The sequence below is a fragment of the Sphingomonas sp. UYP23 genome (assembly GCF_054059235.1).
The window spans coordinates 169756-188907 of the sequence record NZ_JBSSBX010000002.1; the positions used below are offsets into that span (position 1 = coordinate 169756).

Annotated in this window: 20 protein-coding genes and 1 pseudogene; 8 read left to right on the plus strand and 13 right to left on the minus strand. The window is 60.9% G+C overall.

What is annotated here, in order from left to right:
* Positions 1–47: 47 nt before the first annotated feature.
* Together ACVWYO_RS23800 and ACVWYO_RS23805 are read right to left on the minus strand one after the other, a co-directional pair.
* Positions 48–980, minus strand: coding sequence for an IS5 family transposase (locus ACVWYO_RS23800; RefSeq protein WP_457348219.1), 933 nt, complete (start codon positions 978–980; stop codon positions 48–50).
* Positions 981–1042: 62 nt separating this feature from the next.
* Positions 1043–1475: pseudogene (locus ACVWYO_RS23805) on the minus strand (transposase); the annotation flags it as partial.
* Positions 1476–1501: 26 nt separating this feature from the next.
* On the opposite strand from ACVWYO_RS23805, the gene ACVWYO_RS23810 reads away from it, so the two are divergent.
* The 3 genes from ACVWYO_RS23810 to ACVWYO_RS23820 all read left to right on the plus strand — a co-directional run bounded on the left by ACVWYO_RS23810 (position 1502) and on the right by ACVWYO_RS23820 (position 3435).
* Positions 1502–1849 carry a RidA family protein gene (locus ACVWYO_RS23810; RefSeq protein ID WP_457355422.1) on the plus strand — a complete coding sequence of 116 codons (348 nt, stop codon included), beginning with the start codon at positions 1502–1504 and terminating at the stop codon, positions 1847–1849.
* Between the two features lie 153 nt (positions 1850–2002).
* Positions 2003–3301: an IS1182 family transposase gene (locus ACVWYO_RS23815; protein WP_457355424.1), complete on the plus strand. Its 1299-nt coding sequence runs from the start codon at positions 2003–2005 to the stop codon at positions 3299–3301.
* Positions 3211–3435, plus strand: coding sequence for a transposase (locus tag ACVWYO_RS23820; protein WP_457355426.1), 225 nt, complete (start codon positions 3211–3213; stop codon positions 3433–3435). Before ACVWYO_RS23815 ends, ACVWYO_RS23820 begins: the two co-directional genes overlap by 91 nt.
* Before the next feature lie 630 nt (positions 3436–4065).
* On the opposite strand, the gene ACVWYO_RS23825 is transcribed toward ACVWYO_RS23820, so the two are convergent.
* On the minus strand, positions 4066–5040 hold the full coding sequence (locus ACVWYO_RS23825) for an SDR family oxidoreductase (protein WP_457355428.1): 975 nt from the start codon (positions 5038–5040) through the stop codon (positions 4066–4068).
* Between the two features lie 18 nt (positions 5041–5058).
* On the opposite strand from ACVWYO_RS23825, the gene ACVWYO_RS23830 reads away from it, so the two are divergent.
* Complete coding sequence (locus tag ACVWYO_RS23830) at positions 5059–5721, plus strand: TetR/AcrR family transcriptional regulator (protein WP_457355430.1); 663 nt, start codon at positions 5059–5061, stop codon at positions 5719–5721.
* Positions 5722–5982: 261 nt separating this feature from the next.
* Here the strand turns inward: ACVWYO_RS23830 and ACVWYO_RS23835 are convergent, their stop codons facing one another.
* Both ACVWYO_RS23835 and ACVWYO_RS23840 read right to left on the minus strand, forming a co-directional pair.
* Entirely contained in the window at positions 5983–6252 is a 270-nt protein-coding gene (locus ACVWYO_RS23835; RefSeq protein WP_457355433.1) for a hypothetical protein, read from the minus strand.
* Positions 6253–6332: 80 nt separating this feature from the next.
* Positions 6333–7265, minus strand: coding sequence for an IS5 family transposase (locus ACVWYO_RS23840; RefSeq protein ID WP_457348219.1), 933 nt, complete (start codon positions 7263–7265; stop codon positions 6333–6335).
* A gap of 92 nt (positions 7266–7357) precedes the next feature.
* Between ACVWYO_RS23840 and ACVWYO_RS23845 the strand changes: the two genes are divergently transcribed.
* Positions 7358–7492, plus strand: a complete 135-nt coding sequence (locus ACVWYO_RS23845; RefSeq protein WP_457355435.1) for a hypothetical protein — start codon at positions 7358–7360, stop codon at positions 7490–7492.
* Between the two features lie 106 nt (positions 7493–7598).
* Here the strand turns inward: ACVWYO_RS23845 and ACVWYO_RS23850 are convergent, their stop codons facing one another.
* The 3 genes from ACVWYO_RS23850 to ACVWYO_RS23860 form a co-directional block, all read right to left on the minus strand.
* Complete coding sequence (locus ACVWYO_RS23850) at positions 7599–7901, minus strand: DUF1330 domain-containing protein (RefSeq protein WP_457355437.1); 303 nt, start codon at positions 7899–7901, stop codon at positions 7599–7601.
* 241 nt (positions 7902–8142) lie between these two features.
* Positions 8143–9108, minus strand: a complete 966-nt coding sequence (locus ACVWYO_RS23855) for a LysR family transcriptional regulator (protein WP_457355439.1) — start codon at positions 9106–9108, stop codon at positions 8143–8145.
* Between the two features lie 206 nt (positions 9109–9314).
* The gene (locus tag ACVWYO_RS23860; RefSeq protein WP_457355441.1) at positions 9315–10214 is read right to left on the minus strand and encodes a LysR family transcriptional regulator; all 900 of its coding nucleotides are present in this window, start codon (positions 10212–10214) and stop codon (positions 9315–9317) included.
* Positions 10215–10303: 89 nt separating this feature from the next.
* Here ACVWYO_RS23860 and ACVWYO_RS23865 point away from each other — a divergent pair, with 89 nt between their 5' ends.
* Positions 10304–11065 carry an SDR family NAD(P)-dependent oxidoreductase gene (locus ACVWYO_RS23865; protein WP_457355443.1) on the plus strand — a complete coding sequence of 254 codons (762 nt, stop codon included), beginning with the start codon at positions 10304–10306 and terminating at the stop codon, positions 11063–11065.
* A gap of 53 nt (positions 11066–11118) precedes the next feature.
* Positions 11119–11865 (plus strand): SDR family oxidoreductase, encoded by a 747-nt coding sequence (locus ACVWYO_RS23870; protein WP_457355445.1) that lies wholly within the window; start codon positions 11119–11121, stop codon positions 11863–11865.
* 419 nt (positions 11866–12284) lie between these two features.
* Here the strand turns inward: ACVWYO_RS23870 and ACVWYO_RS23875 are convergent, their stop codons facing one another.
* A complete protein-coding gene (locus tag ACVWYO_RS23875; RefSeq protein ID WP_457355591.1) occupies positions 12285–13679 on the minus strand; it encodes an IS1182 family transposase in 1395 nt (464 codons plus the stop codon).
* Between the two features lie 239 nt (positions 13680–13918).
* Positions 13919–14890: a LysR family transcriptional regulator gene (locus ACVWYO_RS23880; protein WP_457355447.1), complete on the minus strand. Its 972-nt coding sequence runs from the start codon at positions 14888–14890 to the stop codon at positions 13919–13921.
* A gap of 15 nt (positions 14891–14905) precedes the next feature.
* Here ACVWYO_RS23880 and ACVWYO_RS23885 point away from each other — a divergent pair, with 15 nt between their 5' ends.
* Positions 14906–15829: an alpha/beta fold hydrolase gene (locus ACVWYO_RS23885; protein ID WP_457355449.1), complete on the plus strand. Its 924-nt coding sequence runs from the start codon at positions 14906–14908 to the stop codon at positions 15827–15829.
* A gap of 4 nt (positions 15830–15833) precedes the next feature.
* Here ACVWYO_RS23885 and ACVWYO_RS23890 read toward each other — a convergent pair whose 3' ends face one another.
* The 3 genes from ACVWYO_RS23890 to ACVWYO_RS23900 all read right to left on the minus strand — a co-directional run bounded on the left by ACVWYO_RS23890 (position 15834) and on the right by ACVWYO_RS23900 (position 19101).
* Positions 15834–16913: an IS630 family transposase gene (locus ACVWYO_RS23890; protein ID WP_457354733.1), complete on the minus strand. Its 1080-nt coding sequence runs from the start codon at positions 16911–16913 to the stop codon at positions 15834–15836.
* 213 nt (positions 16914–17126) lie between these two features.
* The gene (locus ACVWYO_RS23895; RefSeq protein WP_457355451.1) at positions 17127–17843 is read right to left on the minus strand and encodes a LytTR family DNA-binding domain-containing protein; all 717 of its coding nucleotides are present in this window, start codon (positions 17841–17843) and stop codon (positions 17127–17129) included.
* 82 nt (positions 17844–17925) lie between these two features.
* Entirely contained in the window at positions 17926–19101 is a 1176-nt protein-coding gene (locus tag ACVWYO_RS23900; RefSeq protein ID WP_457355453.1) for a sensor histidine kinase, read from the minus strand.
* Between the last annotated feature and the right edge of the window lie 51 nt (positions 19102–19152).

Sequence of the window (19152 nt, forward strand, 5' to 3'; positions counted from 1 at the left end):
TGTTGCATAATTACGCGAGAGCATGACCGACGTTTTACTTGAAGATGTTATTGGATGCGGACGGTCACCGGCGTTCCTATTTCGGAGAACCGATTGAGAATTGCAGCACGGACTTTGAGCTCGGTAATCTGACGATCGAAGGTGCGGGCGACAACGCGCTGGCCCAGGAGTTTGAAGCAGTGCATTTTGGTCTCGACCAGACTGCGGCGATGATAGCCGCTCCACTTTTTCCAGATTGCGCGACCAAGCCGCTTTGTCGCGCGTAGCGCTCCATTGCGTGCATCGACGCCGGGACCGCCTTCTGCCCATGGTTGCCCGTTGCGGCGGACCGGGATGACCGCATCGGCACCGCGCCCGGCAATAGCGGCATGGCAGTCCCTGGTATCATAAGCGCCATCTCCGCCGACGCTGAGTATCCGCTCGTCTCCGGGAATTTGCGCCAGGAGAACGGGCAGCGTCGGTGCGTCACCAATGGCATTCGTCGTGACCTCAATGGCCCGGATATCCAGCGTCCCAGCATCAATCCCGAGATGCACCTTGCGCCACTGGCGACGGTAGGACGGTCCGTGTTTGCGCGTCTTCCACTCGCCTTCTCCCGTCATTTTGATCCCGGTGCTGTCGACCAGCAGGTGCAGTCCGCCCGAGCTGATCCGCCCGCCGAGGTTGACCTTCAACGTCTTCTGCCGTCGGCACAGCGTCGTATAATCCGGCACCGACCAATCCAGCCCCGCCATTTTGATCAGGCTCGAAACCAACCCCGTCACTTGCCGCAAAGGCAGGTTGAACAGCGTCTTCAGCGTCAGGCACAGCTCTATCGCGCTGTCTGAAAACCGCATCGGGCGACCAGGGCGACCACACGGCTTCGAAAGCCAGTGCATCTCCGGATCAAACCATATTTCCAGCGACCCACGCCGCTTCAGCGCCGCATTATACTCAGGCCAGTTCGTCGTACGATACACAGGTGCGGCAGGTTTGGGCATTACGCCTATCTATACCGCTCGATTCCCTGCGTGAATCCCCGCCATCAGTTTTGCAACAAAGCCCCGTCGTAGTCGACTTCGCCCGACTGGTAACGCCTAGTGGTCAAACCCAGCCATGCCCCGACAGAGCGCGACTTGGCGAAGTTAGCTGGATCCTCGATCGCCGCCACAAATAATGAGGCTGTCACCGCGCCAACGCCCGGGATCGACGTGAGCAACTGACATTTCACTCGCGCGCGCCGAGGCGACGAGCTGTTTGCTCAACTCAGCGGTATGGGCGCGCATGCTCCGTCAGGCCTCGAGCACCGGCAGGAGTATCCGCGCGAGCTCTGCATTGCTTCCCAGCAGGCGGCGGACATGGCCCTCGAACACGCGGCCCGTGCCTTTTGGAACGACCAACCCGAATGTTTTCATGAGGCCGCGGATCTGGTTCGACATCTGGGTTGTCGCCTTGAGCATCTGAGTACCGATGCGGCGAGCTGGCTGCGAGCGCACCTTACAGGCTCAAAGGAGGAGGCGGCATGACGATCGTGCGTATCGAGGAGAGTGAACGCATGAGCCAGGCGGTCGTCCACCGCGACACCGTATATCTGGCCGGGCAGGTCGGCACGCCGGGTGACGATGTGGAGGCGCAGACCAGTCAGGTGCTGGCCAAAATCGATGACATGCTGAGACGCGCCGGCAGCGGCCGGGACCGTTTGCTCCGAGCAAACATCCTACTCGCCGACATGGCCGATTATGACGCAATGAACACTGTGTGGGATGCGTGGATCGCAGACGTCGGGAAACCCACCCGAGCCACCTACGGCGTGGGTCCGGCGGTCCCGAGGCATGACGTCGAGATAATCATAACGGCGGCAATGCCGTAAGCATCAAGATTGCGTCAGCATCCGCCGCTCAAGTGTCGACAAACATGTCAGAACGTCCGAAAACTCGCCATTGGCCGCAATCGGAAACACGACAGACCGTCCGAAAACTGCCTGATGGATTCCCGTCAGGTTTCGTATCCGGTATGATCGGGCATGGGCTACATCGAACGTCAATCGCGCGATCAAATGCTGCTGCTGCCAGCCTCGGTCGATGACTATGTGGCGGCAGACAACGCGGTGCGTTTCATCGCGGCCTTTGTCGACGATCTGGATCTGGGGGAACTGGGCTTTGACCGCTTTCGGCCAAAGGCGACGGGCCGACCCGGCTACGATCCCGCGGATCTGCTGAAGCTTTATCTCTATGGCTATCTCAATAGGGTCCGCTCAAGCCGATGCCTGGCGGCGGAAGCCGGGCGCAATCTCGAAGTGATCTGGCTGCTGGGCGGCCTGCGTCCCGACTTTCGCACGATCGCGGATTTTCGGCGCGTGAACCGGGCAGCATTCAAGCCGCTGTTTCGCGCATTCGTGCTGCTGTGCCGCAAGCTCGATCTGTTCGGGCGGGAACTGGTTGCCGTGGACGGCACGCGCCTCAAGGCGGTGAACAGCCGCAAGCGCAACTTCACGCAGCAAAAGCTGGCCGGATGGATCAAGCTCGCCGACGAGCGGATCGAAGAGTATTTGGGACGGCTTGATCGGGCCGACCGCGCGGAAATCGAAGTGCCAGGCGCGGCGCGCCGTGCGGCCACGCTCGAGGCGAAGCTCGCGCGGGTGCGAACACGGCGTGAGCTGCACCAGGCGATGCTCACCGAACTGGTCGCCAGCGGTGAGAGCCAGCTGTCACTTACCGACCCTGATGCCCGGGGGATGGCGATGCACCCCAAGGTCGGGGTGGGCTACAACGCACAGGTCGCGGTCGATGCCCGATACAAGCTGATCGTCGAGCAGAACGTCACCAATTCGGGCAGCGACCTTGGATTCCTGGCCCAGACAGCCGGTGCCGCGCGTGAGCTGGGCGTCGAACGTATCGATGCAGTCGCTGACAAGGGCTACTACAAGGGCGAGGACATTGCTGCCTGCGAGGATATCGGCGTCGTGCCCTATGTCGCGCGGCCGCAGCGCGGCTCGGCGGTTGCAAGCGGCTATTTCAACAGGACCGAGTTTCACTACGACCCGGAGGCCGACTGTTACGTCTGCCCGAGTGGTGATCGCCTTGATCCTTATACCCGCACCCGCAAGGACGAGCATATCTCCATCCGCTATACCAATATGCGGGCCTGCCAAACCTGCTCCCTAAAGCCGCAATGCACTTCAGCTCCCGGCGAACTATTGATCGCTGGGAAAACGAGGCTGTGCTTGAACGCATGGCCGAACGACTTGTCGCGCGGCCCGATATTCTCGACAAGCGACGCGAGACGGTCGAGCACCCGTTTGGATCAATCAAACAGTGGATGAACCAGGGTGCGTTCCTCATGCGCGGGCTCGCCAGCGTCAACGCCGAGTTCAGCCTGACGGCGCTCGCCTACAACCTGCGGCGAGCCATCAACATCCTCGGCATTTCGGCCCTGCTACGCGCCGTGCAGGCCTGAAAAGGCCGGACATCCATTTCTCAAGAGAATATCGCGCTGACGATGCCCAATATGAGGGATTTGACCCGTCGATGAGCGGTCCAATCCAAAAATCCTGCCTCACGCGCCCTCCAGGCCAGCCGCGCGCCTATAGCATGGCCATCCCGGAGTTTTCGGACGGTCTGACGAGTTTTACAGTATGGTGTCGCCATCCCTTGATTCAAGGACATGATGGCAAGTTAGTTCATCACTTTGGCGCAACTATATGGGGTCACGACACGAAAGTGAGTTTTGCGTACGCTAGGAGCGAACAGAACGTGTCCGTGAACCCGTCGCCCGCCGATATTGTCCGGCAACTCATTAGAACCGTGCGCTGTCGGACACTATGACGCTGACCTTCATACCAGCGTTTGACGGCCACGGCAGGAATCGCCCGAACCGTTCAGTAGATCGGCTCACCTTTCCGTAACCAGCCATCTGCCGTGACTAAACATTCCCGTTTTCCCATGTAAAACAGGTTGATTTGAGAAACTCAATCTGGAACAGATTTCGAGAAAATAGCTCTCTTGGGTGCATCAAAAGACCGATTTTGCCAGCCTTCTCGCTACATATTCCTTTTCGGGAAAGTCGCTGACCCCGAAAAGCAGAGAGCTAAATGGACCATATTTTATCTTGGCAGTAGCGGGACACAATTTCCTTTATTGACGGTAAATCTCCGAACAGCTGCTTCTGCCTCTGTGGGTCCCGGCTGACATAACCGCCCTTCCGCAGCCACCTCAGGACGGCAAGCTGTTCTCTCAGGCGCGGCACGAACAACGCTGCCAGCGACAGAATAGCGAACAAGGAGGGCGGGAAGACCGGCTTGGCCCGGATCGGTCGCCCCAGCACCTCGGCGAAGGCCTGCGCCACGGCGGTCCCCGTGGCTGGTACGTCCGAGCCGATGTCGACACTCTGGTTTAGAGCGGATTCCGGAAGGTCCAGCGCCGCTTGGACCGCATAGCGCGCAAGATCGCGGGAGTAGAGCAGCGCCATTGGCACGCCCGGCAGCATATCAGGAAACACACCTTTCCGGATGCTCGCCGGTACAATGTCCCTCGACCGGTCAAGAAAGGCGCCCGCGCGCAGTGCCAAATAGGGTTGGCTCACCGTCGCAAGGTGCTGCTCCGCCTGGAACTTCTCGCGGAAGTGGGGAACGCCAGGCGCTCGGTCGCAGCCAAGGATGGAGATCAGGATGAACCGCGACACCCCGGCGGCGCGCGTCGCGTCGATCAGGTCCCGATAGCCCTCGGTGTCGGCCTTGGAGTTGTCGCCCCTGGTCTTGGCGGAATGGGAGGAGAAGCCTGCCGCGCTGGCGATGACGGCCGCCGCACGTGGCTCGGCGACGAGCGCCCTTCGAAGCGACGCGGGGTCATTCAGGTCGGCGACCACGAAGTCGGTAATCCCCAGCGCTTCAAGCCGCGAGCGGTCGCTTGTGGCGCGCACCATTGGCCTCACCCGCACCCCACGCGCGAGCAGTGCTTCAACGATATGGCCGCCGAGCGAGCCCGTCGCCCCGACCACCATCACCACCCGATCATCGCTCGTGGGGGGCGACGACGTCGATGCGATTGGCGCGCTGACTTCCATAGGCTAGGTCATCCTTCGATGGAACGAGATCGTCTTGACGATATAACCGGCGGCTCGACGGAACACAACAGTTCCGTCGCGACCCCTAGAGGCAAATGGCTGACTGGTGCGGCAGTGAAGCGCCCGCAGATCACCGACGCACTAACCCGCACCTTCTTTGAAGAATGGGCGCGTGTCGGCTACAGTGCGCTGAGCCTCGACGCGGTGGCACGCAAGGCTGGGGTCGGAAAGGCGGCCCTTTATCGGCGTTGGCGGTCCAAAGCCGACATGGCCCACGATCTGGTCGCACAACTCGGGCGCCAGCTTCCCGCGATCTTGGACGTGGGTGATCGGGGCTCGCTGGAGGCTGACCTCAAGGCTCTGCTGCTCGTCGCGAGCCTATTGTTGCGCGTTCCTCTCGTGCTTCGCATCATGCCGGACCTCTACGCCGCCGTTGCGCGCGAACCCACCCTCGCGGCCGCCATGCGCCCGGCCGACGCCGTTTGGGAAAAGAAGGTCGCGGCCCTGCTCGACCGCGCCGTGGAAAGGGGCGAGCTGAAACCCGACCTGGACCGGCGCCTCGCTGTCGCCGTTCTGATCGGTCCGGTCTATTGGCGCTTGGTTGTGATCGGGCAGCGCTTTGACCGGCCGGCGATCAAGACCTTAGCGCGGGTCATGGCGGCCGCTCTGGCTGCTCTGTGAGGAGGACGGCAAGGTTTCGCAGCCCACTATGGGCTTAAACGGGCCTTAGCCAGATAACTGGCCTTAACCCTGATGTACCTGAATACCATCCCATTTGAGAAGGCCGAGCGCGAGCGTGGGCGCGACGACCGCAGTCGGAGCCGGTAGGTCGGCTTCCTCAACTACCAAAGCACGTCCCGGTTGCCGGCAAGCGGTCATCGTTCATCTGATCGTCCAGGCTGCCCGTATTGCGCGTTTCTCGTTCAGTGCTTTCATCGGACCTCAGGAAGATTGATCGGCAGCAACGAGCTTCATCGCCGCTCCGCCGAGCTTCGGAGCAAGTTTCTGTTGTACCGCGACGATCGCCGGAAGCGGACGCCACGCGACCGTCATGCTGTCGACAAGACCCTCATCGTTCAAATGCATGTGATCCATGCCGTCGATCACATGATCGCCGAGCCTGATCGTAAACACAGCGACGAAATCTGCGCCATCGCGTAGGAGGAGTTTCGGCTCGAAGCTATCGACCGTGCTGAGTAGCGCATCGAGCACGCCCGCTACCTTCTCCTTACCGTGAAAGGGCTTTGTTGCATAATTACGCGAGAGCATGACCGACGTTTTACTTGAAGATGTTATTGGATGCGGACGGTCACCGGCGTTCCTATTTCGGAGAACCGATTGAGAATTGCAGCACGGACTTTGAGCTCGGTAATCTGACGATCGAAGGTGCGGGCGACAACGCGCTGGCCCAGGAGTTTGAAGCAGTGCATTTTGGTCTCGACCAGACTGCGGCGATGATAGCCGCTCCACTTTTTCCAGATTGCGCGACCAAGCCGCTTTGTCGCGCGTAGCGCTCCATTGCGTGCATCGACGCCGGGACCGCCTTCTGCCCATGGTTGCCCGTTGCGGCGGACCGGGATGACCGCATCGGCACCGCGCCCGGCAATAGCGGCATGGCAGTCCCTGGTATCATAAGCGCCATCTCCGCCGACGCTGAGTATCCGCTCGTCTCCGGGAATTTGCGCCAGGAGAACGGGCAGCGTCGGTGCGTCACCAATGGCATTCGTCGTGACCTCAATGGCCCGGATATCCAGCGTCCCAGCATCAATCCCGAGATGCACCTTGCGCCACTGGCGACGGTAGGACGGTCCGTGTTTGCGCGTCTTCCACTCGCCTTCTCCCGTCATTTTGATCCCGGTGCTGTCGACCAGCAGGTGCAGTCCGCCCGAGCTGATCCGCCCGCCGAGGTTGACCTTCAACGTCTTCTGCCGTCGGCACAGCGTCGTATAATCCGGCACCGACCAATCCAGCCCCGCCATTTTGATCAGGCTCGAAACCAACCCCGTCACTTGCCGCAAAGGCAGGTTGAACAGCGTCTTCAGCGTCAGGCACAGCTCTATCGCGCTGTCTGAAAACCGCATCGGGCGACCAGGGCGACCACACGGCTTCGAAAGCCAGTGCATCTCCGGATCAAACCATATTTCCAGCGACCCACGCCGCTTCAGCGCCGCATTATACTCAGGCCAGTTCGTCGTACGATACACAGGTGCGGCAGGTTTGGGCATTACGCCTATCTATACCGCTCGATTCCCTGCGTGAATCCCCGCCATCAGTTTTGCAACAAAGCCCCGTGAAAGGGAGCCGGAACGATCGGGCTGTGGATGACGACATCGTCAGCCATATGGGCTTTCGTCCCTTCGACGTCGCGCCTGCCCATAGCTTCGAGGTACGCGTTGAGATGATTGGGGCTAATCATGGAAATGTTACCTTGTTCGCCGGCCTGCCGGCATGAAGTGCAAGATGGCGGAACGCTCGCGTTCCGCGGCCGAGCAGGGCCACCGTCGAGGAACCTAAGATGTCACTCGTGCGGGGCACCATCTCAGCTGGAGCGAGGTGCTTTAGCTGCTCAGATTGACACCGGCAGGAGCGACGATTGCACTTCCGTTGGTCGTGCTGTTCAACCGGAGCTGCTTGACCGGCTGGTATTCCGGGCTGTCGTAGAAGGCCATTGCCGCCGCCTCGGTAGGAAAGGCGATTACGACGTTCATTCTGGGGCTTGACCCTTCAAGCGAACGAGGGGAATCGTTTCCAAGAACGACTTCGCCGTGGTGATCCGATATTATCGGCATCACCGCGGCGACATACTGGTTGAACATGTCGCGATCGACGATGTCGAACCTGTTGATGAGATATCCAGTCATGGTGCCCGTTTCCTGCTAAAAGCCGAACGGCGCGCTTGGCCGCGAGGACCAGGCATTCCGTGAGACTAGGTCAACGATATCGATTGCTTCGCTGGCGAGCGCCGCCATCAAGGACTTCATCGTTGTGCGTTTGATATCGCCTTGGGCTCGCGCAAAACTAGGGTCATTCGGGTGAAAGGCAGTGTTGACACATGGTCAACATTGCGGCTTCCTCGGCTTGAGAATGGACGCGCTCCTATACCTAGTCGAATGAGGCCGCTTTTCCTTTGAGAAACGAAATGAGAGCCTTCGTGCGGGTCGGAGTATGGAGACTGTCGCGACGTACGATGGACATGGGGCTGCGCTTGCCCCGCCATTCCCGTAGCACTTCAATGATTGCGCCTTGAGCCAGCTCTTCGGCGGCGAGCCATGTCGGCACCCAGGCTATGCCAAACCCAAGCGTTGCCGCTCTCCACACCCCCTCGGCATCGTCAAAGACGATCCTGGGTGTGAAGCTCACACGTTCCACCGCCCCCGGCTCGGACGGCGATGCAAACCACCAAGGCTCCACCAGCCCCGTCCTGGTGTTGCGGAAGCCGATCAGGTGGTGATCGTCGAGCTCCGCAGGCGTGGCTGGTATTCCTCGCCTCGCGATATAATCCGGCGAGGCGCAAGCGGCCCACTCGAAGTTGAACCACGGCTGCTGGAGATGGCCTGGCACCCCTACCAGTTCACCCGCCCGCAAGGCGAGATCGACCGCCTCTTCAGCCAGATTTACCATTTCGTCACTGGCTCGAACGTCGAGGAGCGTGGTTGGATGGTTCGCACTGAACTCGGCCAACAATGGGGTCAGCCGCCTGCGGACGAACGCGACGGGGGCAGTAACCCGTACGCGACCGCGTGCCCCGTCCTCGGCCGCTTCGGCCATCGCGGCCCTGAGTTGTTCGATCCCTCGCGCTGCAACCCGCGCGGCATCGATGATCTGCTCGCCTGCTTCGGTCAAAGCGAGGCTGTGCGTCGATCGATGCAAAAGGCGTACGCCTTGCCCGGTCTCGAGCCGCGAAATAGTCTTCGAAACGCCAGACGTTGTCAGCCCGATCCGACGACCGGCCGCGGCGAACGAGCCCGTGTCAACGACAGCCAGCAGACATTGCAACTGGATGATAGATGGCTCGGCAACAGCTCTGGACATGGCGTCAACACTGCGCCCCCGCTTTGTCGTTTTCAACAGCGCCGCAATTCGACATCATATGTCCATCCCAAGGAAAAGAGCTGGGCGAAGCTCCCGGCCTTTTCAACAGCCCCGAACGGTTTTGATACCGACAGCGACGGAATGTAGCGCGTGATTGACACCGATCGCGTCCCATTTCCCATTCCCGTGAAGGGTTTTAAGAAGCGCGCTTTCCCAATCCTCGATCCTTTTGGGAATCCAACTCACCACCGGTGCTGCTGCACGTGACCTACGAACGCCTTCAATGGCGACGGCACATGGTCTCGTCCGTGATAGTACAAAAAAGGCCCGGTAAAGCTCTGCCACCAAGGTTCCAGCACCGGCTCGAGCAGGCCGTGTTCAATTGCCGGGCGCAACCAATCCTCGAAAAGGTGGACGATGCCGCAGCCATCGATCGCGGCGGAGACGGCAAGATCGATGGCGTTGACATCAATCGCCAAGGGTCCCGCTGGTTCGATCCGGATGATTTCGTCTTCGCGCTCGAACTCCCATGTCGCCAGCGCCCCGTTGGCGAACCGGCCGGGCAGACAGGCGTGGTCGAGAAGATCATTGGGATGCCGTGGCAGGCCACGCGTAGCAACGTAGGCGGGTGACGCTGCAGTGGCGAACCGCTGCATACGCGGGCCGATCGGCACCGAAACCATGTTTTTGGTCAGGCGCTCGTCGTAGCGGATACCGGCGTCGCAACCGGCAGCCAGGATGTCCACGACATCATGCTCGGCCGCGACCTCGACCCGAATGCCAGGATAGGCCTGAAGGAAGCCGGGCAGGATGCGAGGCAGCACCAAGCGCGCCACGTTGACCGGCACGTTTAGCCGCAGGGTGCCGGTTGGCGTTTCGCGATGGTCGTTAGCACGATCGAGTGCCGCTTCCATGTCGGCCAGTGCGGCCTGTAGCCGCTCTAGCAAATGAGCGCCCGCGTCCGTCGTAACAACGCTCCGCGTCGTCCGGTTGAGAAGGCGCAGCCCCAATTGGCTTTCCAGTCGCTTTACAGCGCCGCTCAGGCTTGACGCGCTGATGCCGGATGCCAGCGCGGCATCGCGAAATCCGCCAGCGGTCGCGACCGCGACGAATGCCCGCACGGCAGAAAGGTCAGCAACCATTGTTCATTAATCCGTACAGCATGTACTGATATTACCGTATTATCCAAGGGTAATGAGGCGCCTATATCACTCCAGGAAGGAGTTCAATCATGACAGACACAAAGCGGATAGCGATCGTAACCGGTGGCAGTCGCGGGCTGGGACGCAGTACGGTGCTTGCCCTCGCAAAACGTGGCGTCGACAGCATCTTCACTTATAACTCTGCCGAGGCCGAGGCGTTCAAGGTCGTCGCCGCTGTCGAAGAAGCAGGTGCCAAGGCCGTCGCATTGCAGCTTGACACCGGAACCGTGGGTTCCTTCGACGCATTCGTCGGACAGGTTCGCGAGGCGCTGGCCAGGCTGGGTGCTGACCGCTTCGACTATCTCATCAACAACGCCGGCATCTCCGACCACACCAAGTTCACCGAACTGAGCGAGGAGGTACTCGATCGCCTTTACGCTGTGAATTTTAAGGGCGTGGTGTTTCTCACGCAGAAGTTGCTGCCGCTTCTCAACGACGGCGGCAGGATTGTGAACATCTCGACGGGCCTGACCCGCTTCACCACGCCCGATACGATTCCTTATGCCTCGCTCAAGGGCGCTATCGAGGTGTTCACGCATTACATGGCGAAAGAGCTGGGACCGCGCGGGATCACCGTCAATTCTGTGGCTCCCGGTGCCATCCAGACCGACTTCAGCGGCGGCGTGGTGCGCGACAATCCGGCGGTCAACAAGCATGTTTCCTCAATAACGGCGCTCGGACGGCCCGGTGTGCCGGACGACATCGGTCCGCTTGTAGCATCGCTTCTGTCCGATGACGCCCGCTGGGTTACCGGTCAGCGCATCGAAGCGTCGGGCGGCATGAACCTCTGATCTTCAACTCGGGCCCATCGCCTTTTGCGGGCGATGGGCTGGAAGGGCTTCCCATGACTGATCTTACCGGCAAGGTTGCGCTGATCACCGGCTCGGCTCGCGGCCTGGGCCGCGCGATCGCGGAGCGATACGCGGCACTCGGGGCGCACATCGTCGTGAACTATGCTGGGAGCGAACAGGCGGCCGGCGAACTGGTCGCCCGCATCGAAGGGCAAGGCCGCAAGGCCATCGCGGTTCGTGCCGATGTGTCGAAGGTAGCCGAAATCGACCGACTGTTCGACGTGGCCATGCAGATGTTTGGCCGTCTCGACATTGTGGTCGCCAATGCCGGCATCGAGCTGGTCGGGCGCGCCGCAACCGCTTTCGACGAGGCGGATTTCGATCGGCTGTTCTCCGTCAACACCAAGGGCGCAATCTTCACTATGCAACGCGCCGCGCGCGACATCGCGGACGGTGGCCGGATCATCTTGGTGGGATCGAGCACTACCGCCTTTCCAATGCCGGGCCATGCGCTTTACGGCAGCAGCAAGATGGCCCCGCGTTTCTTCGTGGAGGTGCTCGCCAAGGAGATCGGGCAGCGTGGTGTCACCGTCAACTCGATCCTTCCTAGCGCGACCGAAGGCGCCGGTGTTTCGACCGACGGTCCGCGTCCCGAGGTTCAAAGGCTGATCGACGCCAATCCGATGCGCCGCATGGGAACCTTGAAGGACACCGCTGACGCGGCGGAGTATCTCGCCAGCGATCTGGCGGATTATGTGAGCGGGCAGCACCTGCTTCTGAGCGGGGGCGCGCCGGCATGATAGCACGGCATGATGCTATTCCAGAGTATCCGATGGACAACCGCGCCTATCCGGTGATCTCGGCCGTCGTTATCTGCGAGCGCCAGTCGCGCGATCGTGGTTGGTGGGAACACATGGCTGCCTGACGCAAGTGACGCCCTGAGACTAAAACGGCGAGCGCGGATCGCGATTGATGCACCGCATGGCAGCGCGTGCAAAGCTAGGGAAGCAAGGTCACATTTGACGGCTGATCTTTGCCCACCTTGTTCCCCCAAAGGATCCAGACCGTCCGAAAACTCGCCCGTGATCGAGGTATGTACGATCGCCCTGCTGTGAAATGGCTGAAGGACTAGCCCTTTCGGGTTTTATGCTCTGATGAGGCCGAATAGGCTGTCGCAAGGCGATATTCGGCGTCGTGACGGCAAACATGGCGGGCTGGATCATGTCTGCACCGCCCGGATCAGCCCCGGGACATCGATGAGGGTGATAGCGCGCCTGAGATTGTAGGCGAGTGCCGTCAGGCTGAACTCGGCGCGGACCTTCTCCAGCCCGCGCATCAGGAACGCGCCCTGGTTCATGGACTGTTTTATCGTGCCGAACGGGTGTTCGACCGTGGACCGGCGGATGACGAGGAGGTCTGGGCGCTTCGCGAGGCGCTCGGCCATGCGCTCGATGATCTCTTCCTTCTCCCAGCGGTTGACGCGCCGCCAACGTCCCTTGTTGCACAGCGCCTTCATCTGGCAGCCGGTGCAGGCGGTAGGATTGGAATACTGGATCGTTACATGCCCGCGCGTCACCGAGTTGTAGCGGGTGTCGAGTATCTTCCCGGCAGGGCAGTGATAGGCGTCGGCTGCTGGATCGTAGCGAAACCACTCTTTGGGAAAGAGGCCGTTGCGGACGTTGATGCCCCGGCGCGGCCGGGGAATGTACAGCGTGATGCCGGCCGCCTCGCACGCCTCGATATCCTCGCCCTTGTGGTAGCCCATATCGGCGACCGCATCGATCCGCTCAACGCCGAGCAACTCCTTTGCCGCACCGGCGGTGGGCGCTAGCAGGCCCATGTCGTTGCAGGCGTTGGTGACATGCTGCTCGACGATCAGGCTGTGCTTTGCATCGACCGCCACTTGCGCGTCGTAGCCGATGGTCACTTTGCCATGAGCGACCATCGCGCGCGCGTCGGGATCTGTAAGTGAAATCTGCCCGTCGCCGCTTTCCTCCAGCTGACCGAGCAGCGCCAAGCTGGCCTCACGCTGCTCGCGCAGTTTAGCGATCTTCGTCGCCAACGCGTCGGCTCGGCCGGTGCCGGCACCATCTTCGCCCCGGTCGATCTGGTCCAGTTCGGCCAGATACCGCTCCAGTCGCGCGTCGGCCGAGGTGAGATACGTTGCCAGCCGCTCGCGGCTGAAGTAGCGCGACCGGCTGTTCACTGCATTCAGGCGCGTGCCGTCCACTGCCAGCAGTTCGCGCCCGAACAGGTCGAGCTTGCGGCACAGCATCACGAACGCGCGGAACAGCGCCTTGAACGCGGCCCGGTTGTCGCGCCGGAAGTCGGCGATGGTCCGGAAGTCCGGCCGCACCCCGCGCAGCAGCCAGATCAACTCGAGATTGCGGGCCGCTTCCGCCGCCAGGCGCCGGCGCGACCGTACCCGGTTGAGGTAGCCGTACAGGTACAGCTTGAGCATGTCGGCCGGATCGTAACCGGGCCGCCCCGTCGCCTTCGGTTGCGCCCGTACGAAGCCAGCGCCCCCCAGATCGAGGTCATCCACGCACGCGTCGATGAACCGTACCGGGTTGTCCGGCCCCACATAATCCCCGACCGATGGCGGCAGCAGCAGCGCTTAATCGCGCGCGTGACCCTCGATGTATGCCATGCGCGCAGGCTACACCGCTCCAGCAGGCAGCGGAATCCATAACGACCGTTTTCGGACGGTCTGGATCCCAATCGGGAAGGTCAGCACGGCCTGAGCGTTCATAGTTCATAGCCAAAGCGGTGCCGGTCCTGAGACCGGACATTTCGAACCGGAGTTCTGACACTTTCAAACCTGCGAAGTAACATCGGCATCGGGCGGGGTTACTAGCCGGTTGTGATATCGTCTGGCGATAGTGCGTCGTATGTAGCGCCGCGCAGTAGGTCCGTGAGGGCAGACGATAGGAAGTCCGCCACGCGCCGAATTCGGGCATTGCTGCGGACCTCTTCACTCATCACCAGCCAGACCGGAAACGCGCCCAGCGCGATTCCAGCGTCTACCTGTTCAAGATCGGTATGCCGGTTCGCCAGGACGAGCTGGGTAATCGCGATGCCTGCGCCTGCGAGCAGCAGGTTCCAGGCCAGCATCGCGTCATCGGTTCGAAGCGCGAAGTCTTCGCGCGCCCGGGGAATGATGTGCCCGGCAAAAGCGCGGATCAGGAAGTCGCTGCGATCGAGACCGATGAAATCGTGGTGGCGAAGGTCTTCGCGCGCGACGACGCGACCTTTGCGATCGAAATAGCCGCGCGTCGCGAACAGACCCAGGGGCGTATCCCCCAATTTGCGGGCGATGAGCGCGTTCTGCGTTGGATCGGCCATGCGGATCGCGATGTCGGCATCGCGACGAAGCAGGTTCTGGTTGACGTCCGAGGCGACGATCTCGACCTGGATGCTCGGCTCCGCCTGTCGCAAGGCAGCCAGAATTGGTGGCAACATTAGATTGGCGACGATGACCGACGCGGTGATCCTGACGGTCCCGAACAGCTGTTGAGAGCGACCCTGCGCTTTAAGATTCAACGCCTCAGCCGCTGTGCCCATGGCACGGGCATCCTCGATCAAGCCCAAGGCTGCATCGGTCGGGTCGAGCCCTTGTGCCGAACGGGTGAACAGGATGACTCCGAGGACCGTCTCCAGTTCCCGAACGTGTCGGCTCAATGTGGGCTGGGTCGTGCCAATACGCTTCGCCGCGGCGGAAAGTGAGCCACCTTCAACGACGGCGAGGAAAGAGCGCAGCAGCGTCCAATCAAGACTATTCAGTTTTGAAATGACCTGATCCGATAATCGATAATTACGATGCAAAAATAGAACGGCTAATTGGAAAACGTCAACAACGGGATCGCGGTCGAGGCGGTGATCCGAACGGTGAAGAAAGAGCAGATCATGGACGTCGCCAGCACGCAGACCCGGTTTATCACAACCGAAGGCGGCCGCGTCGCTTTTGAAGACACGGGCGGTACCGGTCCTGCCATCCTTGCCATTCCTGGAATGGGCGACCTGCGCTCCGAATATCGCCTGATCCGCCCGTTCCTGCAGCAGGCGGGCTATCGGGTGATCACGATCGATGCGCGTGGCTTTGGGGAGACGTCGGCGAAGTGGAGCGACTATTCCGCGCGGGCCGTCGGCCGCGACGCGGTTGCGGTCCTGAAGCATCTCGATGCCGGTCCGGCGACCATTCTTGGCAACTCGTTCGCTGCAGGCTCGGCGCTCTGGGTGGCGCAGGATTCGCCTGAACAGGTCAACGGCGTCGTCCTACTAGGGCCGATCGTCCGCGATCTCGAAGCGTCGTTCGTCCAGAAGCTGTCGCTGAAGATCGGATTGGGCGGACCCTGGAAAATCGCTTTCTGGATGATGTATTGGAACAGCCTTTTCCCGACCCACAAGCCCGCCGATCAAGCCGAGGTCAAGGCCGCGATCACGCGGAACCTGCGCGAGCCCGGCCGGATGGACGCTCTCCTGGCGATGCTCGCTCTGTCGAAGGCCGATACCGCGGCGATCCTCGAACAGACCAAGGTGCCAACCCTCGTGGTGATGGGCACCAAGGACCCCGATTTCGTCGACGCGATGGAAGAAGCGCGCATGCTCGCCGGCAAGTTGAAGGCGGAGACGATGATCGTCGATGGCGCGGGCCACTATCCGCATACCGAAATGGCTGATCTCGTTGCACCAAGAGTCCTGGCCTTCATCGATGGCCTGCCGCATAATGGTGTCAAAGCTGCGAGCACAGCTGCAACGCGTTGAATGGCTAGTGGTCCGAATCTAACACTTGGTGCCCGCGTCTGACGGCGGCGATGATTTTATCGGGGTCGGCGGTCCAGACGAAGGGCTTTGAGCTTTCGTTGTGCTCGACCAGGAAGCGGTTGATGGCGGCCTGAAGGTCGACGAGCGAATGAAACACGCCGCGTTTGAGTCGACGGTTGGTCAGCCTGGCGAAGAAGCCCTCGACGGCATTGAGCCAGGAACAGGACGTAGGCGTAAAGTGGAAGGTGAAGCGCGGGTGGCGGTCGAGCCACTCGCGAACCTTGGGGTGCTTGTGAGCGGCGTAATTGTCGAGGATCACATGGATCGCCTTGCCGGCGGGCACGCGCGCTTCGATCAGATTGAGAAAGCGGATGAATTCCTGGTGGCGGTGCCGTTGCATGTTGCGGCCGATCACGGTCCCGTCGAGGATGTTGAGCGCGGCAAAGAGCGTAGTGGTGCCGTTGCGCTTGTAATCATGGGTCATGGTGCCGGCCCGCCCCTTTTTCAGCGGCAGGCCGGGCTGGGATCGGTCGAGGGCCTGGATCTGGCTCTTCTCGTCGAACGACAGGACGATCGCGTGGGCGGGCGGCGCGACATAAAGGCCCACGACATCGCGAAGCTTGTCGATAAACTCGGGATCATTGGACAGCTTGAACTGCCGAACGCGGTGAGGCTGGAGGCCGTGGGCGCGCCAGATCCGGTGAACCGAACTGGCGCTGATGTCGGCTTCGCGGGCCATCAGCGAGGCTGTCCAATGGGTCGTCTCACCCGGCGGCGCCTCATGCGTCCGGCTCGCTACCCATGCGACAACCTCCGCGGTTAGGGGAGGGATGCGCGACGGACGGGTCTTGTCGCGCAGCAGCCCCTCCACCCCTTCCTGCATGAACCGCTCCTGCCAGCGCCACACGCATGTCTTCGATGTGGCCGTCCGCCGCATGATCTCGCTGGTGCCGATCCCCTCGGCGCTCAAAAGCACGATCTTGGCGCGCCAGACGTGCTTTTGGGGCGCGTTACGATCCTTGCAGATCCGCTCGAGACGCTCTCGGTCCGCCGACGCAAGGTCGATGATTATACCACTTCGCATCCCCGATGACTCGCACGGCAAAACGGCGACGGGAATCCCTAATCGGACTCAACTGTCAGGCGATAACCACTAGATACATAACCGCGCGCATTCCCACTTCTCGATCCTTTTGGGAACGGTTGGCAGGTCTACTTTGGCGTGATCGTCCACTTCGTTCGTCCATGGGCCTAATTACAATGAGGCGGAAGATGGAGGATACTTCATTATGACACATCACCATCTCAGGCGCCCTTTGAGCATCTTCCAGTACGTTGGACCGACACGTATCCGCGTATCGTCGGCAAGTAGGACGTTCCAAGTCCCTCCGCCGAGATGGACCACCGCTTTTAGCAGGTCTACGCGGACCATGACCGAGCGGCGGACGCGCACGAAGCGAGCAGGGTCGAGCCGCTCTTCAAGGCGATTGATAGCTTCGTGAAGGAGGTGGCTTTCCCGGGCCGTGGACAACCGTACGTAATCGCCATCAGCCTCGATCCGCTCGACGTCACCTAGCTCGATCCGGATCATGCCATCGCGGTTGGGAACCCAAAGGTGGTCGAGCCACGGCCGCTTCGCCGGGCTTATTGGCTGGGTACCTGCTCTGAGCAATGCCGCTTTCTGAAAGGCTTGAGACAACCGCTCCCGCTCGATCGGTTTCAGAAGGTAATCGGCTGCTGACACTTCGAAAGCTTCAAGCGCATGGGCGGGATAGGCCGTACAGAAGATAATCGTTGGAGATGAAGCCGACTGCGCGAGCATCTGAGCGAGTTCCATGCCATTCAAATCCGGCATGGCGATGTCGAGCAGAAGAAGGTCGGGCTGTTCTACCTCGATCCGAGCCATGGCTTCTCGACCATCGCCAACTTCGCCGATGATCACCGCTTGGTCTGGCATGGCGTCGCACAACGTCCGGAGACGTAATCGGGCCAGGGGCTCGTCATCGACGATCAAGGTCCTAAGTGAAGTCATGCCTAACGCAGCCCGCCGACCAGATGCACCCTCACGTCCGCTGGTATACGCAGGTTGTCCACGCTCAACATCGCGTATCGATGGCATCGACTGCGTCGGATAGAGCCTCGGGTGGCAGGCGCGAGGATAGCGGTAATTCGACGACAGTCCGGGTTGTGGCGTGGTCCGTCCGGTAATGTTGAAGGTTTGCTACACCAAGGTAATGCACGTCGAGGCGGGCGAGTACATTTGTCAGGCCAACGCCAAGCCCGGGTTTGCCGCCTCCCGGCCCATCGTCCTCTACGACAAGGCGAAGAAGCTTGTTTTCCTCACGCGCAGTGATCGAAACCGTTACCGTACGCGACGTCCGCGCTACCGCATGGCGGATGCTGTTCTCGACCAGAGGCTGAAGGATCAAAGCCGGGACTATCGCCTTTAACAATGAGTCGGGAATATCAAAGACGACGTGCAGGCGACTGCCGAACCGGATCTTTTCTACCGCGAGGTAAAGTCGTTGCAAGTGGATCTCATCATCCAGCGGCACGTCAGCTTCAGCATTAGTCGCGAGCGTCGCCCGCAAAAATGCCGACAGCGCTTCTACCGCCCGGTCGGCCTCGTCTGGCCGACCCGCTACGATAAGCCCCGACACACTGTTCAGGGCGTTGAAGAGGAAGTGAGGGTCGAGTTGCAGGCGTAGCGCTCGCAGCTCAGCTGCCCGCGCAAATGCTTGGGTGGCTGCCATGCGGCGAAGTAAGTCGCGCGTACCGACTGCATGGCTTACAGCGGTCCAGAGAACTGCCCATGCGGCGAAGACGAAGTAATTCTCGATGCTGGAATGCAGTACTTCGCCAAGCAGCCCGACGCGCAAGTCCAAGCCCATGTCGTGTATGTAGGCCGGCGGAGCGAAGACGTACATGGCGTTGTAGTTGAAGACGGACAATATGGCGGCCGGAGGAATGGATAGAACTGCCGCCGCGAGGAGGCGCACGCGCATCTCTCGGTTCTCTAACCTGTGCAGGACGATATGGAGGAGCCCGGCCATCGCTACTGCGCAGAGCGCAGTCAGGGCGTGGCGCTGCATCAACCACATTGGATTGGAGAATCCATAAACGATGCACCGGACCAGCGCGAGCGCGAGATAGATTAGCCAGACGCCGACCGCAGTGACCAAGGCGAACCGCGTTCCCGACCAATCATCTCCGAATTGGAAATCTTCAGTTTCCGGTAGCCATTCTGATGGGGCCGGAGGAGTCATCGACATGGTGCGTACCTGTTCGAAATAGCGAAACGCCCTATGATCGCGTCAGTCGTG